At 64.9% G+C, this 15,026-nt stretch carries 13 protein-coding genes; 10 read left to right on the top strand and 3 right to left on the bottom strand.

What is annotated here, in order from left to right:
* Positions 1 to 24: 24 nt before the first annotated feature.
* The 6 genes from OG241_RS22495 to OG241_RS22470 all read left to right on the top strand — a co-directional run bounded on the left by OG241_RS22495 (position 25) and on the right by OG241_RS22470 (position 8,490).
* Positions 25 to 723, top strand: a complete 699-nt coding sequence (locus tag OG241_RS22495; RefSeq protein ID WP_405817296.1) for a hypothetical protein — start codon at positions 25 to 27, stop codon at positions 721 to 723.
* A 63-nt stretch (positions 724 to 786) separates the two neighbouring features.
* Positions 787 to 1,299 (top strand): DNA cytosine methyltransferase, encoded by a 513-nt coding sequence (locus tag OG241_RS22490; protein ID WP_405826368.1) that lies wholly within the window; start codon positions 787 to 789, stop codon positions 1,297 to 1,299.
* Between the two features lie 1,034 nt (positions 1,300 to 2,333).
* Positions 2,334 to 2,885 carry a hypothetical protein gene (locus OG241_RS22485; protein ID WP_405817295.1) on the top strand — a complete coding sequence of 184 codons (552 nt, stop codon included), beginning with the start codon at positions 2,334 to 2,336 and terminating at the stop codon, positions 2,883 to 2,885.
* Positions 2,872 to 5,307 carry a phage/plasmid primase, P4 family gene (locus tag OG241_RS22480; protein WP_405817294.1) on the top strand — a complete coding sequence of 812 codons (2,436 nt, stop codon included), beginning with the start codon at positions 2,872 to 2,874 and terminating at the stop codon, positions 5,305 to 5,307. The genes OG241_RS22485 and OG241_RS22480 overlap by 14 nt, the downstream gene beginning before the upstream one ends.
* Before the next feature lie 67 nt (positions 5,308 to 5,374).
* Positions 5,375 to 7,222, top strand: a complete 1,848-nt coding sequence (locus tag OG241_RS22475) for a DNA polymerase (RefSeq protein WP_405817293.1) — start codon at positions 5,375 to 5,377, stop codon at positions 7,220 to 7,222.
* A 464-nt stretch (positions 7,223 to 7,686) separates the two neighbouring features.
* On the top strand, positions 7,687 to 8,490 hold the full coding sequence (locus tag OG241_RS22470; RefSeq protein WP_405817292.1) for a hypothetical protein: 804 nt from the start codon (positions 7,687 to 7,689) through the stop codon (positions 8,488 to 8,490).
* A gap of 1,153 nt (positions 8,491 to 9,643) precedes the next feature.
* Here the strand turns inward: OG241_RS22470 and OG241_RS22465 are convergent.
* Positions 9,644 to 9,853: a DUF397 domain-containing protein gene (locus tag OG241_RS22465; protein ID WP_405817291.1), complete on the bottom strand. Its 210-nt coding sequence runs from the start codon at positions 9,851 to 9,853 to the stop codon at positions 9,644 to 9,646.
* Complete coding sequence (locus OG241_RS22460; protein ID WP_405817290.1) at positions 9,850 to 10,680, bottom strand: helix-turn-helix domain-containing protein; 831 nt, start codon at positions 10,678 to 10,680, stop codon at positions 9,850 to 9,852. Before OG241_RS22460 ends, OG241_RS22465 begins: the two co-directional genes overlap by 4 nt.
* A gap of 355 nt (positions 10,681 to 11,035) precedes the next feature.
* On the opposite strand from OG241_RS22460, the gene OG241_RS22455 reads away from it, so the two are divergent.
* The 4 genes from OG241_RS22455 to OG241_RS22440 all read left to right on the top strand — a co-directional run bounded on the left by OG241_RS22455 (position 11,036) and on the right by OG241_RS22440 (position 14,165).
* Entirely contained in the window at positions 11,036 to 11,305 is a 270-nt protein-coding gene (locus OG241_RS22455) for a hypothetical protein (RefSeq protein WP_405817289.1), read from the top strand.
* 637 nt (positions 11,306 to 11,942) lie between these two features.
* Positions 11,943 to 12,131 (top strand): hypothetical protein, encoded by a 189-nt coding sequence (locus OG241_RS22450; RefSeq protein WP_405817288.1) that lies wholly within the window; start codon positions 11,943 to 11,945, stop codon positions 12,129 to 12,131.
* A complete protein-coding gene (locus tag OG241_RS22445; protein ID WP_405817287.1) occupies positions 12,128 to 12,991 on the top strand; it encodes a radical SAM protein in 864 nt (287 codons plus the stop codon). The genes OG241_RS22450 and OG241_RS22445 overlap by 4 nt, the downstream gene beginning before the upstream one ends.
* A 292-nt stretch (positions 12,992 to 13,283) precedes the next feature.
* On the top strand, positions 13,284 to 14,165 hold the full coding sequence (locus OG241_RS22440) for a methyltransferase domain-containing protein (protein ID WP_405817286.1): 882 nt from the start codon (positions 13,284 to 13,286) through the stop codon (positions 14,163 to 14,165).
* 504 nt (positions 14,166 to 14,669) lie between these two features.
* Here OG241_RS22440 and OG241_RS22435 read toward each other — a convergent pair.
* On the bottom strand, positions 14,670 to 14,945 hold the full coding sequence (locus OG241_RS22435; protein WP_405817285.1) for a GntR family transcriptional regulator: 276 nt from the start codon (positions 14,943 to 14,945) through the stop codon (positions 14,670 to 14,672).
* Between the last annotated feature and the right edge of the window lie 81 nt (positions 14,946 to 15,026).

Here is a 15,026-nt window from a genome sequence, read left to right as displayed (position 1 = left end):
CCAAAATCAGGAGGAATTCACAGTATGGCTATTCGCATCTTCGAGACCGACCCGGACGCACTGCCGAAGGGCACGTTTTCGGATGACACTGTGGGCCGATTCCACTCGGGCCGATCGGTCAACGGTATTCCGGAAGCTCTCGCCGACTGGAAGGTGACGACCGGTGACCCGGACGTTGCCGCGGCTATCGCTCAGCTCATGGGCGGGCAGCCGGAAGAGACGGACAACACGTCGGAAAACTACATCGAGATTCTGACGGGTACGAACCGCGTCAAGGTGGTTCTGTCCGGGGCTTCGGCGGTCTCGTCCGATATGAAGCTCTGGAACGGCAACGTCCTTATCCACCACTGTGACGGGGTGGAGTTCCTTTCCCCGGAGACCGACATGGGTAAGCCGTGCGGTTGCCCGCCGCTCATGGAGGACCGGAAGGCGGCTCACAAGGCAAAGCGGGGTCCGGGGCCGAGCATTTCGGTTCTGTTCCGGCTCGCCGAGGATTACGACCTTGGCCTTTTCCGGTTCCAGACGGGTTCGTGGAAGCTCGCCGAGGTCCTGCACGAAATCGCGAACTCGCTGGACAAGGTGGGCGGTGAAGCCCTCGCCGAACTGTCCATTGAGCTGGTGGAGTACACCACCAAGAAGGGGCGGGACGTCTCGTACTTCAAGCCGGTAATCAAGGTTCTGAAGTCCTGGAACGACGCCATTGCCGAGCCCAAGACGCTCTGACCGGGCGGCCGGCTAGGGGGCTCCGGGACGTTCTCGGGGCCCCTTCAATGGGGGAGAAATCACATAGCAATTCTAGAACTGTGCGCCGGTTACGGCGGGATCGGTCGGGCTGTCGAGGCTCTGACCGGCGACAGGATCAAATACGTTGCGGAAATCGACCCGTACGCGTCCCTGATCCTCGTGACCCGCTACCCGCATGCACCGAACATCGGGGACATTACCGAATTCGACTGGTCCACCCTCGCGGGAAAGGTGGATATCATCACGGCGGGGTTTCCCTGCCAGGACATCAGCAATGCAGGGAAGCGGGCGGGGATTCATGGCGAGAGGTCGGGTATTTGGGAAAGCGTCCTCGGGGCCGTTCGCGTTCTTCGACCACGGCTCCTTTTCTTGGAGAACGTATCCGCCATCCGAAACCGGGGCTTGGCGCACGTACTCGCGGGATTGGCCGCGAGCGGGTACGACGCGCGATGGTGTTGCTTCCGCGCGTCCGCAACTGGAGCCGCCCACCATAGAGATCGATGGTTCTGCATCGCTACCCCTTCTGCCGACTCCGTTGGCATCCGACGCGTCTAAGGGTCCGGATTTCGCGCGAGACGCGAGACAGGGAAGCGGCGGGCAGGATCTCGTTACCGCAGTGGCGAGGCTTTTCGACAAGGACCGTGCAACACGGCTTTTCAAGACACCCACAGCCAATTTGGGAACCAATGGAGCCCCACAGCATCCGGACAAGCGCCGCGAAGGTGGGCACGGGCCGACACTCGATGACGAGGTTTCATTCCTTCTGCCCGTTGACCCGGAAGTTGCCGAGGAAACCCCAGGGGCTTTCCATTCCCCGCCGGAATGGTGGGCCGAGTTTGGGCCCGCAGTACACCGCTGGGAAACCCTCATGGGCTCGCCGGCTCCGATTCCGGTGGAGTTCGGCCCCCGTGGCGGTCGTCGGCTCTCATCTGTTTTCGCGGAATGGCTCATGGGATTGCCGCGGGGCTGGATCACACACATTCCGGGACTCAACCGTGCCAGGCAGCTAAAGGCAGCCGGTAACGGTGTCGTGTCGCAACAGGCTTTCACGGCGTATCTGCATTTGCTGAATCACAAGGAGGGAAAGACAGATGGGTAAGCGGGGGGTCGTTACCGATTACGCGGGCGAGGAGGTTTACCGGGGTGACCTGGTGGCCTACGCGGCACGGCAGGGAAACCGCGTGCGGCTTACGGATGCCGTGGTTGACAAGGTGACTACGCGGCTTGTGGACGGACGCTTGCGCGCCATGCTGCGAGTCCAGCCGACCGGAGTGGAGTCGGGTTTCACCAAGCGTCGCTCTCTCCGTAAGGAGTGGATTTCCGCCGAACACGTCCGGCTCATCATTCCGAGCGTGACGGACGAGCGCGTTTAAGCAACAGACCAGGCGAGGGCCGGGCGACCGATACGGGTTGTCCGGCCCTTTGCTGTGTGGGGGGACCAATGGAACTTGAGATAACTGCCGACCGTGCCCCGGCACTTGGGGACGTGCGGCAGCTCGGGCGGGGCGACACGCTTCGACTCCGGGCCGGATGGATGACTCGGGCGGACTGGCTGCGCTACCTCGCGGCAGCCGCTCACGCCGTGGCACGTGGTGCACGCGTCCACCAGGGGGCCGACCATGGCTAACCCGAACAAGGCGCGCGGGACCATGTGGGAATCCGCCGTGCGGAACTTCCTTAACGCGTTCCTTGACCTGGTCGACAACAACGGGGTGTTCCGCGACCCGTTCGACGGCATGAACGTCCGCAGACCCGCGCAGGAAGGCGCACGCGATATCGGGGACGTGCACGCTGCCCCGTTCATTCTCGAATGTAAGGACGTGCGGAGCCCCGCCGTACCGACGTGGCTTCGGCAAGCCCGAGTGGAAGCCGTGCATGCGGGCTTCCCGTATGGCGTGGTCGTGCACAAGGTGCGCGGGCTCGGTGTCCGCTCGGGACGTGTGCATTTTGACGTACGTACGTGGACCCGGACACGTACAGCGCTCGGGCTGTCCTCGCGGGACATGCACGACCGGTACGGGTTCACCGCTTCGCTGCGGGGTCTCGACTCGGGCCGCTGGTATCTGACGACCGATGTTGAGCGGTTCGCGCGGCTACTCGCCGACATACGGGCGGGGGTGGCTGGTCGTGCTGTTCAATGATCTACTCTCGCGCTTCGGCTCCGCCGACGAGCACCAGGACGGCGGATACTCCGCGCTCTGCCCCGGACACCAGGACTCGCGCCCGAGCTTGCGGATATGGCGCGGCGAGGACAACAAGGTTCGGATCACGTGCCGGGCCGGCTGCCGCACCGAGGACGTCATCACAGCGGTACGGCTGTCCTGGTCCGATCTGTTCGACGTGACCGGCCCCGGTGCCACGGTGTCCGCCGAGCGTCCCGAGCTGGTCCCCGCGCGACTGGTCGCCGGTCTCGCCGCGTACACCGACCGAACGTCGGAAGCTCTCGGGGACTACTCCGCCGAGTGGGCCGGGAAAGCTCGGGCCTACCTCGCCGACCGGTTCGGGCTCGACCTGGAGACCGCCGCAGAGCTTCGGATCGGCGTGGACCCCGGCGACCAGGGCGACGGCTTCCCCTACCTCTCTCGCCAGTACCGGGCACACCCTCGCGTGACCGTGCCCCTGTACGGGTTCGACGGGATAGCGCGAGGGCTACAGGGACGGGACCTTTCCGGGCAGTGCCCGGCACGGTGGCTGTCTCTGATCAATCCACGCGGTCACCGCTGGTCCCCGTTCGGGGTGTTCCGCGGTGCTGGTGGATACGGGACGGTCCTGGTCTGCGAGGGACCGGGGGACGCGCTCACCGCTGTTGCGTGCGGCTACGACGCCGTGGCGATTCGCGGGGCTGCCCTCGCCGGCTCGCCCGAGCTGGTTGCCGAACTCGCCGAGGGTCTGCGGGGCTCGCTCGTCATCCTCGCCGGGGACGCCGATACGGCGGGCAACGGCTTCTCTGCTCGGCTCGCTGCGGGTCTGGCCGAACACGGCGTGCACGCGCTACGGCTCGAACTGCCCCGCGAGGGCGACGACTTGACCGCATGGCGCGAGCGTGACCCCGAGCGGTTCGCGCCCGAGCTGCACCGTGCAGTCAAGGCAGCAAAGCCCGTCCGGGACACCGCCGATGCGGAAGCCGAAGCACGCTCCGCCGAGCTTGCCGAGCGCACCGGGGCCGACACCGTCACGCGCGACCAGGGGGCCGAAGCCGCGGAGATCCTTGCCCGCCTGGTGGGACAGCTCGGCGAGTCCGACGCGATGAACGCTCACGCGCTCGTCGCCTGGTGCGGGGGCCGCATCCGCTACGCCCCGGGGCTCGGCTTCTATTCGTGGGACGGCTCGGTGTGGGTGCGCTCAGACACCCGCGTACGGCAGGAAATCCACCGTATGGGGGCCGCGCTCGTCCTCGCCGGGCAGACGCAAGCCGCCCGCGGGTTCACCATGACGAGCCGAATCGACGCGCTCATGACGGAACTTCGGTCGGTGCCCATGGTCCGTGTGGAAGCCGTGGATTTCGACAACCGGCCCGATCTGCTCGCGTTCCGCAACGGCGTGGTTGATCTCCGCACGGGGCACGTCCGCCCGCACGACATGCGCGACATGCTCACGTACGGACTGGATATCGACTACCGGCCCGAAGCCGCGTGCCCGCGGTGGGAATCCTTCCTCGCCGAGATCTTCCCCGGCATGCCGGACATGCCCGCCTACATTCAGCGGCTCATCGGCTACGGCATCACCGGGCATGTCACGGAACAAGCCTTTGCGGTCATGTGGGGGAAAGGGGCGAACGGTAAGAGCGTTCTGGTGGACACGCTCACGGCCGTGTTCCGGGCTATCAGCAAGACCACGCCGTTCGCCACGTTCGAGGCCAAAGCGAGCGGCGGAATTCCGAACGATATTGCGTCGCTCCGCGGTGCCCGGCTCGTCATGGCGTCCGAGGGTGAGAGCGGGGCACCCATGTCCGAAGCAATCTTGAAGCGGGTCACCGGTAAGGACATGATCAGTGCCCGCTATCTCCGCCGTGAGTTCTTCGAGTTCAAGCCGAGCTTTCTTCTGTTGCTCGCCACGAACCACAAGCCCAAGTTCAAGTCACAGGACGAGGGGCTTTGGCGACGCGTCAAGTTGCTGCCGTTCGTGCGTTTTTTCGCACCCCATGAGCGGGACCACTCGCTAGACGTGCGCCTGTTGGCGGAAGCCGAGGGCATCGCAGCGTGGGCCGTACGCGGCTCCGTCCAATGGTACGCGGGCGGGCTGCAAGACCCGCAGGTCATCACGAGTGCAAGCCGCGAGTACCGCGAGACGTCGGACCAGCTCGCCGGCTTCTTTCCGGGAGTGTTGGAGCGCACCGACGACGACCAGGTGATGAACGGGACCGAAGCGTTTAACACCTATTTGGAGTGGTGCGAAGCCGAGAACCTTCCGGCTCGCGAGCGCTGGACTCGGCGCACCTTTTACGACGCCATGGAAGAGCGCGGGGTGTCCCGAAGAAAGACCATGCGGGGAATCTCTTTGGTCGGTCTCCGCGCTGCCGACGAAAGCCCCGACGTCGCCGGTCCGGGAATCTTCGGAAGCTGATCACTGACCATTAACACGGGTCGTCCACCTATTCCGGTGGGCGGCCCGTTTTGCTTTAGGGGGAGGAATGCGCGAGTTTCGCCATGACATAGCCGGCGAGCGGGTCACGGTCCACGTTCCCGAGGACACCGAGGACCTGAACAAGTTTTGGGAATGGCTGTACCAGGCGCGAGAGCGGGGACCGATCGCGCTGGACACCGAGACAACCGGGCTGGATATCTACTCGCCCGGCTACAGGCTCCGGACCGTCCAGTTCGGGGACGCACACGATGCGTGGGTTCTGCTGTATGAGCGCGGGGGTTACTTCGCGTCGTACGCGCGAGACGCTATCCAGCGTTGCCGTCAAGCGCTCATCCATAACGCCGCGTTCGACTGGTTGGTTTTGGATCGGCACGCGGGCATTCCGCTGGAAGATCTCGCACCGTGGACGGTTGACACCCGCATCTTGGCAAGCCTGGTGGACCCGCGGCAGCCCCAAGAGGGCGGCATAGGAACGGGGTTGAAGCCGCTTTCCGCTCACTGGGTTGACGCTGCGGCCCCGGACACACAGAGCGGGCTCACAGCAGTGTTCCGCTCCCTCGGGCTCACCAAAGAGACAGGGTGGGCGGGCATCCCGCTCACAGAGCCGACGTACCTCCTGTACGCGGGGCTGGACGTGATCCTGACGGCTCGTCTCGAACCGGTGCTACGGCGAGAGCTTGCCCGGCTGGAAGTGCGGGACCAGCTCGTCACATACGAGCACGAGATAGCTCGGCTCTGCGCCGTGATGATGCGCACGGGCCTGGTGCTCGATACGGAGTACACAGCAGACCTTGACCGCCGGCTCGGCGAGGACGCGAGCACGTACGCGGACCGGGCCCGGCGGTACGGAGTCGAGAACGTCAACAGCACGGCCCAACTCGCCGAAGCGTTCGCGGGCATGGGGGAAGTACTCACCGAGCACACCGCGAGCGGGTCCGTGAAGGTGGACAAGAACGTCTTGCTCGCCCTCGCGGACATGTCGTTGCAGTGGCAGCCGCTCGACACCCGCACGCCCAACCCGCTCGCCCTCGCCGTGCTCCGCAGCAAGCGGGCCGGGAAGTGGCGCAAGGCGTACACACGGACGTTCCTGGAGACCGTGGACGGCTCGGGCCGGGTTCACCCGTTCATCAACTCGCTACAGGCGAGGACGGGCCGCATGTCGATCACCCGCCCCGCACTCCAGACCCTTCCGAGTTCCGATTTCATGATCCGTCGGTGTCTGCTCGCCGACCCCGGACACGTGATCGTTTCAACGGACTTCAAGGCTGTTGAAATGCGGGTTCTCGCCGCTCTCGCTGACGTCCGGCGCATGAAAGAGGCAATCGGCAAGGGTGAGGACTTGCATGACTTCACTGCGCGGCTCGTTTTCGGCGAGGGCTTCACCAAGGCTCATCGCAAGCTCTGTAAGGGCGTCGGTCTGTCGAAAATCTACGGTGGCGGAGCCGAGACGACTGCCCGGCAGACGGGTGCACCCATTGAGGACGTGCGAAGCGCGTTCCGGGCGTACGACCGGGTGTATCCGGAGATTCGCCGGGCGGCTTCCCGGTGGCAGCGCGAAGCCTTCCAAACGGGAATGGTGCTGGTGTCTGTCACCGGTCGCCGGCTGCCGTTGGACCGGGACCGCACGTACGCGGTGACGAACTACCTGTGCCAGAGCACCGCGCGGGATGTCCTTGGGCAATCCATGCTGAACATGGAATCGGCCGGTCTGCTCGAATACTGCCGCTTGCCTATTCACGATGAAGTGTTGGCGTCGGTGCCCGAGCGAGAATCCAAAGAGTTTGCCCGCGAGTTCGAGCAAGCTATGACGTTCCCGATCTTCGGAGTCCCGATCGATGCGGAATCTGAGATAGGGGGCCGGTCGTGGGGTTCGCTGTATGGGGCCGACCACTAGTAACACCCCGTGATTTTCCCACGCAGAGTAATCGAGAAAAACCGGCAAGCGACGCGCCCGTTTCCATTTAGTTGCACGCGCATGAATCACGGGAGGGTCACGGTATCCGCGATCCCTTCACAGTCGCGCACTCAGTGCAACCAATTCGAGTAACGGACTGGCCGAGCGTTACGAAACGTTGCGTCTGGTGCGCCAATATCCCAAGTAAGTGCCGATACGAGTAGATACACCCGCCTTATGTGCATTGTTGTGCCGCTGGCATATCCATAAGTTCGTTGCCATGCAGTGATTTGGCAATGCGCAAGCCCCGTCCTGCTTATCCGGGACGGGGCATTTTCATGCCCTTTTGCAAGGCGCATTGCATTCGAGCCGTAGGGCCCTTTGGTGACCCCTCGCGCTCCGTTCCGGGAGACCCTCCGTCCCTACGGAGGGGCAACCAAATCTTCCACCCGGAACGGTGCCCCTTGACTCAGCTCACCCATGACCAGATTTCCGCCGCGAAGGAAAACGACCTTGACGCGGTGACGGCAGTAATACGCGAGACCGAAGCGCTGGTTTCCGCCCGAGGGCGGAAGGTGGCCGGAATAAACGGCGACAGCGATTTGATTGATGATCTGACCCAAACCGGGCGCATCACGGTGTGGCAGGCAATAGGCACCTTTACCGGAACCGAACCTGCACAGTTCATGGCACACATTGACCGTGCCGTAACTCGGTCCATGGAAGATGCCCGACGTGAAGCCATTCGCCCCGGTGTTGCCACTCGCGTTTCCAAGGCTTTCGAGGACGCCATTACAAAGGCTGGTGGTGACCCGTACGACGCCGAGCGAATAGCGACCACGGATGCCATGGGAAGCGACAAGATGAGCCCCGAGCTTGCGCGAGCGGCACGGCTTTCCTGGCTCGGTCTCGATTCGTTGGACCGGCCGTTCAGTGGCCCCCTGTTGGGTCCGGGCGTGACGCTCGGGGACGTGGTGGCGGGCGAGATGGAAGCCCCCGCCGAGTTGGTGAGCGCGTCCGATGTGGCATCGCACCGCCGGGAGGTGATCCGGGACCAGGTGCACCGCTCGTTGGGTCTGCTGTCCGAACGGCAGCGCCACGTACTCAAGGCGGACCACGGCATAACTCCCGTCCCCCACTTCGGGGACGGTCCGGATGCGCTACTTGCCGACGACATGGGTGTGACCGTTGACCAGGTCAAGAAAACCCGTTTCAAGGGCAAGACTCGGTTTGCCGAGCTGTACCGAGCTGGTGCGCGCACATGGTGACCATGACGACCGGCGACGGGGGCACCGTGACCGTGACTCGCTGCGGTGAGCTGGTGGACATCCACGTTCGAGACAGCTCGGGACGGACCGTCGCGACCGTGACCCGCCGAGCCGGCGAGGCTGCGCTACTACTCTCAGGCTCTCGCAGAGAACCCCAAAACCGGCCGATCCCGTGAACGTGTACATGCCCACGGACGGTCACGACTCCGCGCTTCGGAGGGGGCGCCGCCGCGCCCTCCAATATGATTGAGCGACGCAAGTAATGGTTCGCATCGCGGGGCGACCACAACCAAATCGGTGGTCAACGCGTCGCAGTGGGGGCAGAGTTGGCCAAAGTGACGATGTGAACCGACCGGTAGTTTGCCCTTCCTATGCTCGAACGGCTGTACTAATGTGACTACATGGTTACGCACAGCAAGGAGTTCTACGTACGGACGACTGTGATCGTTCCCATGCTTGAGGGGAACAACGGCGGGTGGATGGCTTGTCCTGAGCTGCCCGACGTGTTGGGGGAAGACACCGTGCGGTCATGTGACGACCTGCGGTTGATCGTGGAAACGCAAGGGGGCGTCGTGGCGCGACTGCTACGCGTAATAGCGCAGTACACCGGGTTTCGACTGTTGGTCCGAGACCGCCGCACGGGGGCACTCGCCGGCTCCGTCGAATGGGTACGCAACGACGCAGGGGTATGGGTCCAGTGGGACGAACCCGTGACCGCGTGTGCCTACGGACAGCACCGCCCTCCGGTGCTGCTCGCCGCATGAGTACGAGTGCCCGCAGATTTGTGGACAGCCGCGAGGAACGCGCAGACGCTGACGCGCTTGCCGTCCGCATGGCTGCCGTACTCGTCCGGGCCCAACTCACCGAGCGGTTCGGCGTGTTCGTGCCGCGCATCCCCGTTGCGCGTCTTGAGGAAGGCTGGGGGGTCTACCTCACGGACCGCATGCCCGACCAGGAACCACCCGCAGGGCTGACGTTTCGTGCCCCTACGCGCGTAGTGTCCGACCGCGCTGCCTAACCGCGATAGTTGCCCCGCCATACCTTCCGATCCGGGGGTGTGGCGGGGCTTTCGCCGTTGCTGCGAGAGAACAGCGAAGCCCCACCATGCCGAGCACGATGGGGCTGCCTTGACCGGATCGGGCGGACCGACTTGTCAGACGGCCCCGAACTCTCCAGCTTTGACGCTCGCCACGAAGGAAGCGAACGAGCCGGCGGGGAAATCCAGTACCGGACCAGTCGGGTTCTTGGAGTCACGGACGGGGACCACGCCGCACGTGGCGACGAGGTTTGCGGCGACCTCGATGCACTGGCCGCCGTTGCTGCTGTACGAGGACGTGAACCACTGCGAGTCTTCGGTCGTCACGGGGTGCCCTTTCGTAACTGTTCGATCATGGCCACGGACACCGCCTGTGAAGCGGCTTCGGCCTGTAGCTGATGGTAGGCGGTCAGCATGGGCTGTACGAACCGCATATCCCGCTCTAGTCGCCCTTGCTGGGCAGATTCCGAGTACGCGATTTGGGACCGGTCCGGGAGCGTCAGGAGGGTAACCGGCAGGTCGAACGACCGTCGCTCTCCAAGATCGAACGGGGCGACCTGGAGCACGGTGTTCGGCAGCTCGGCGAAGGCAGCAAGCTTGTCCAACTGGGCGTCCATGGCTTTCGGGCCACCGACGGACCGACGGATGCAACTTTCGTCCAACACGGCGTAGACGAACGGCGGGGGTGTCCGTACTAGCGACGCTTGCCGCTCGGCAAGAAGAGTTAGCCGTTCTTCTGCCTGTTGCTCCGTGATCGCCCCACGCCGTACGGCACCCCGCGCGATAGCTGCCGCGTACTCCGGTGTCTGGAGCAAGCCCGGAACGATCCCGAGTTCAAAGAGTCTGATCTCTGTGGCTCGTACCTCTTGCCTCACGTACTCCGGGAACCCCTCCAGCAGGGCGGTGTTTTGTAGGGCGTGCACCATGCGTTGGAACATGTCGCCCGTCCCGAACGCTCTGTCAGCACTCGTCGCGAAGCGCTCAGTTGGAGGGCGCCGACCAGTTTCGACCGCAGAAATATGCGTCCCGGTGCAGCCCATGCGCGTCCCTAGCTCGTCCTGCGTCCACCCGCGTTCGTCGCGAAGCTGCCGTAGACGCTGGCCGAAGCGTGCGGAGGGGGATTCCTCGGGGTCGAGTTCCTTCCGGTTCACCATGCAGATTCCTAACTCTCCGAGCAAAACGCGCAAGTTGAAGACAGCGCGACACTAGGCCACGCTGGGCCGCCCGAGTAGCCGAAGCGCTACGGAGAGGAGCGGCGGTGTCTGCGCAGAACGTTCCCACAGATGGGCCGGAACCCGTCCACGTTCCAGAGCCCGGCACGCTCATGGTGGACACGCAGGGCCGGATCGGCGAGTTTCGCGGCGCGTGGTGCGGGCTCTGGTCCCTTCGGCCGGTCACGGGCGGTACCGAATGGACCGTGAGCCCTGCGGACGTGGAGCCGGCGGGTCCCCGTCAGCGCTTGCGGGCCGAGACCTCCCGGGCCAACGCGCGAAGCCGGGGTGAGCGGTTGTGACCACTGCGACCGCTCGCCTGTTTCGGCTCGTCCAGTGGACGTTACGCCCCGACCAGGACGACGACGCCCCACCGCTCACGTACGCATTCAGGTGTCTCACTCTTGGAGATGACGACACCAACTGTGGTGCGCGGTCGGAGCGGAGCACGGACCCGATCAACTCGCAGGACTGGGCGTTTGCCCATATGCGCGAGTACCCCGAGCACACCAGCTACGCGGAAGTGATCGAACGCCCGTGGGTGATGTGGCGGGAGGGTTCGACGTGAGAACACCGGTGCTGGCGGACTACCGGTGCGAAGTGCTCGCCGCAGGGCTTGTGTACGGCAAGGGCTTCGAAATGCCCTACGTCTTAGCCGCCTTCCAGACCATTTCACCCGTGCTGGCGCTTCGGTGGCTCCGCGGCGAAGCACTACACATCGCGGACCGACTCGACCCCGACCCGACGCGTTCGGCGTGGGTACAGCCGACCATGCGTCAAGATTCGACGCTCGCCCCGGACTGCCCGACAGAACTCCGCTTCTGGTGCGCAAGCCGTGAACAGCAACGAGCCGCCCGCGAGCGGATCAAGAGTGGCGACCCGTTGTTCGTCGTCGTCCCCGACATGGACTGTCGATTCACGTTTTCTGTGTGGCCTGTCCGGGTGACCCCGCCGGAAAGTTCTCCCCACCAGCCCTCGCCCTGGTCGTACGAGCTATCCAAGGACCGTGCGTGCGGTCTGGCTCCCTCCCCTTCTGCGACCAGGGCGGGTCACCTCTGCGGGGCTCCGCCGCTTTGAGACTCCGCCTCCTGCCATTGACTCGCGCTCTGGGGCAGGAGGCGGGCACTACCCCGGTCGGCTGTCTGTATGACGGCGGCAGCCGGCCGGGCGGTACCAACTCACACCAGCAGACGGAGAACTGAGCCATGGGCAAGGGCAGGACCACCGTTGCCGCTGCAACGGCAGCCATCAAGCGAGACACCGTCAAGAATCCGGCACCCCGCCCCGACCAGACGCAGGGGGCGTTAGCGGATCGCCACATCCGCCATCACACCCCGGACAGCCTGTATGGCGACGACTCGGCAACCGACAACCAGAAGGGAACCGACGCATGACCACGATCATCGAACCGCCCGCCGTATCCCCGCTCGCCGGAATCCAGTCCCTTGAACTGGAGATCACCGGAAAGTGCCAACTCACGTGCACGCACTGTCTGTCCGAGTCCAGCCCGCAAGCCACGCATGGGGTGATGACTCCCGCAGACTGGCGAGCGGTCATCATCGACGCTGCCGGACTCGGCATCCGAACCATCCAGCTCATTGGCGGAGAGCCGACCGTCCACCCGCAGTGGCGCACGTTCGCTGACCTGGCGCTCACGCTCGGGCTGCGTGTGGAGATCTACAGCAACCTTTTCCACGTGCGCGAGGAATGGTGGGACTTGTTCGTTCGCGACGGGGTGACGCTCGCGACGAGCTACTACAGCGACGACCCCGCCGAACACGACGCGATCACCAAACGGGCGGGCAGCTACGTGCGGACCCGGTGCAACATCCGGGAAGCGGTGAACCGTGGGGTCACGCTGCGGGCCGGAATCGTGGACATCCTGCCGGGACAGCGGGTAGCCGAAGCCCGCGCCGAGCTGGAATCCATGGGGGTTCACCGCATCAATACGGACCGGGTGCGGGCGGTCGGTCGGGCCGCATTGCCTGGATGGAAGCCGACCCTTGACGAGATGTGCGGGCGGTGCACGCGGGGGCGAGCGGCAATCCTGCCTAACGGAGATCTCGCCGGCTGCGTGCTCTCGCGTGACTTCCCGGTGGGCAACGTGCGGGAAACCCGGCTTGCTGACCTACTCGGCGGGGACTCTTGGATGCAGCTCGCCGCGAGTGTCCCGCTCCCGGTACAAAATGCGTGCCCGCCCGATGACAGCGGCGATTGCGACCCCGCGAACACACCATCGTGCGACCCGCAGTGACCCCGCGCACTCACAGAAAGGTTGTCGGATGGATTGGCAACAGCATGCGGTACGCCTCGCAGAGCAAGTGACCGACCCGGATTCCCGGTGGCTCACGCCGGTAGCGGCAACCCCACGCCATGAGCTGGTGCCCCGCTGGTGGGTACGGGACGGGTCGGGAGGGTGGCGTTTGCGGGACGGGGCTACCGACCACGCAGCGTGGATGGAAGCCGCGTACTCAGACCGCTCTCTGATCACCCGTGTTGGTCCGCACCATGCCGACCATGCAGAGCCCGGCGACCAGCCAAGCGGGATGCCCACGTCTTCCGCCACGCTGCCTAGCCTGGTGGTGCGGATGCTTCGGCATGGGCGGCTCGGGGACGGTCTGTCCTTCCTGGACTTGGGTACCGGAGCGGGCGGGCTCACCGCGTACGCGGCACGGCGCATCGGGGACCGGAACGTGACGAGCCTGGACGTGGACCCCTATCTGACCAGTGCGGCACAAGACCGGCTCGCGCGGCTCGGACTGCACCCCAAGTTCGTCACCGCGGACGCCACCGATCATGTGCCCGGCAGATACGACCGGATCGTTTCCACGGTCGGGCTGCCCGCCGGTCCGGGGCTCGCTCCCATCGTTGCCGCTCTCGCACCAGGCGGACGGATCGCCACCACCATCGGGCGTACGTGTCTGATCCTCACGGGGTGGAAGCGCGCCAACGGTGACGTGGTCGGGCAGGTGGAACGTGACACCGCCGGGTTCATGCTCACCCGTTCCGGGGACGACTACCCGCCCGCCCTCGCCGAACTGTTCACGCTTGCCCGTGACGGGAAGGGCGAGGACATCAGCACGGGCAACTATCCCGTGGTGGACCTGTCGAACGCATGGGAGTTGAGTTCCATGCTCCAAGTCACGACACCAGGTGTGGAACTCGACTACGAACAGCGCGACCAGACCCGTACCGCCTACATGGTCCATCCGGACGGTTCATGGGCCCGAGCATCCGCCGATGGGACCAACCCGCCAGAAGTCCACCAGGGCGGACCGCAACGTCTGTGGACTGCGCTAGAGCGCATCCGCCACCGGCTCAACGCGGAAGGCTTGTTGCCGTTGCTCGGCGCGCGGGTTCGCATCACGCCCGATGGTGTGTGCCATCTGTCCCGCGGACAGTGGCGCGGGTCCCTGGGCGCGCGATAGTCCACGTGCGCTGAACGTCCCCCCGACCGTTCGGCGCACTTTCCCGGCGACGTCCACGAGCGTCGCCGCCCGCCCCGCTCGTGCGCTGCCCCCTGTGGCGCATGGGCGGGGCTCCCTCTTTTTCTCCCCCTGCCAAGGAAGACCCCGCATGTTGCAGTGCACGGCCGTTGCCGTCATACCGCCCCCGCCTGTCTTTGCCGGAGACCGCTCGGAACCTTCCTATGTCTCGTGTGAGCTTGCGGAAGAGCACGACGAGATGCACGCCAGTTTCTTAGACGACATAGACGGATCGGCAGTGTGGTTCGTGTGGCGGAGTCTCTGCGGGCGGTTTCTGCTCATGCCCTGGTGCGAGGCACCAGCCGAGAACGGCGACGCGTGCACGTTGTACCGAGACCACCCCGCGGGGCACTCGTGGGAAGTGACTGACCCGACGATTGATGCGCTGTGCGACGAGTTGGCGCGCCAACACCCGCACTTGTTCCCCGACCGGGAGACGAACGAGGACTAGCCGTCCTGGTTATTGCCGTCGCCGGACACCGAGCGTTCCACCACGAACGAACCCTTCCCCCACACGGTTTCGACGAGCCCCCGTTCCCGGAGCACCCGCACAGCTCGGCGGGCAGTCTCGCGGGCTACGCCGAACCGCTTGCACAGCTCGGCATCGGACGGGATCGGTTCGCCCGGCCCATATTCCCCCGCCCTGATTTCTGCGGTGAGCGCGTCCAGAACCCGCATGTAGGGGGCGTGCGGGGTGTGCGGGTCAGTCGGTCGCTCAGACATGAGGCAGAGCGTAGACAAGCGGCCAAACTTGGGCGACTTAGACGTGCAGACCAGTTAGACAGGTAGACGAGTTAGACGTGT

The organism is Streptomyces sp. NBC_01390, assembly GCF_045040105.1.
Lineage (GTDB): Bacteria > Actinomycetota > Actinomycetes > Streptomycetales > Streptomycetaceae > Streptomyces.
The sequence above is the reverse complement of the archived record's forward strand: the minus strand, read 5'-3'. Positions and strand labels throughout refer to the sequence as shown.

What these genes read in the sequence shown, in the direction of transcription:
- OG241_RS22475 (WP_405817293.1), top strand. Translation starts at nt 5,375, where the DNA reads ATGCGCGAGTTTCGCCATGACATAGCCGGCGAGCGGGTCACGGTCCAC.
- OG241_RS22450 (WP_405817288.1), top strand. Translation starts at nt 11,943, where the DNA reads ATGGGCAAGGGCAGGACCACCGTTGCCGCTGCAACGGCAGCCATCAAG.
- OG241_RS22495 (WP_405817296.1), top strand. Translation starts at nt 25, where the DNA reads ATGGCTATTCGCATCTTCGAGACCGACCCGGACGCACTGCCGAAGGGC.
- OG241_RS22440 (WP_405817286.1), top strand. Translation starts at nt 13,284, where the DNA reads ATGCCCACGTCTTCCGCCACGCTGCCTAGCCTGGTGGTGCGGATGCTT.
- OG241_RS22435 (WP_405817285.1), bottom strand. Translation starts at nt 14,945, where the DNA reads ATGTCTGAGCGACCGACTGACCCGCACACCCCGCACGCCCCCTACATG.
- OG241_RS22445 (WP_405817287.1), top strand. Translation starts at nt 12,128, where the DNA reads ATGACCACGATCATCGAACCGCCCGCCGTATCCCCGCTCGCCGGAATC.
- OG241_RS22460 (WP_405817290.1), bottom strand. Translation starts at nt 10,680, where the DNA reads ATGGTGAACCGGAAGGAACTCGACCCCGAGGAATCCCCCTCCGCACGC.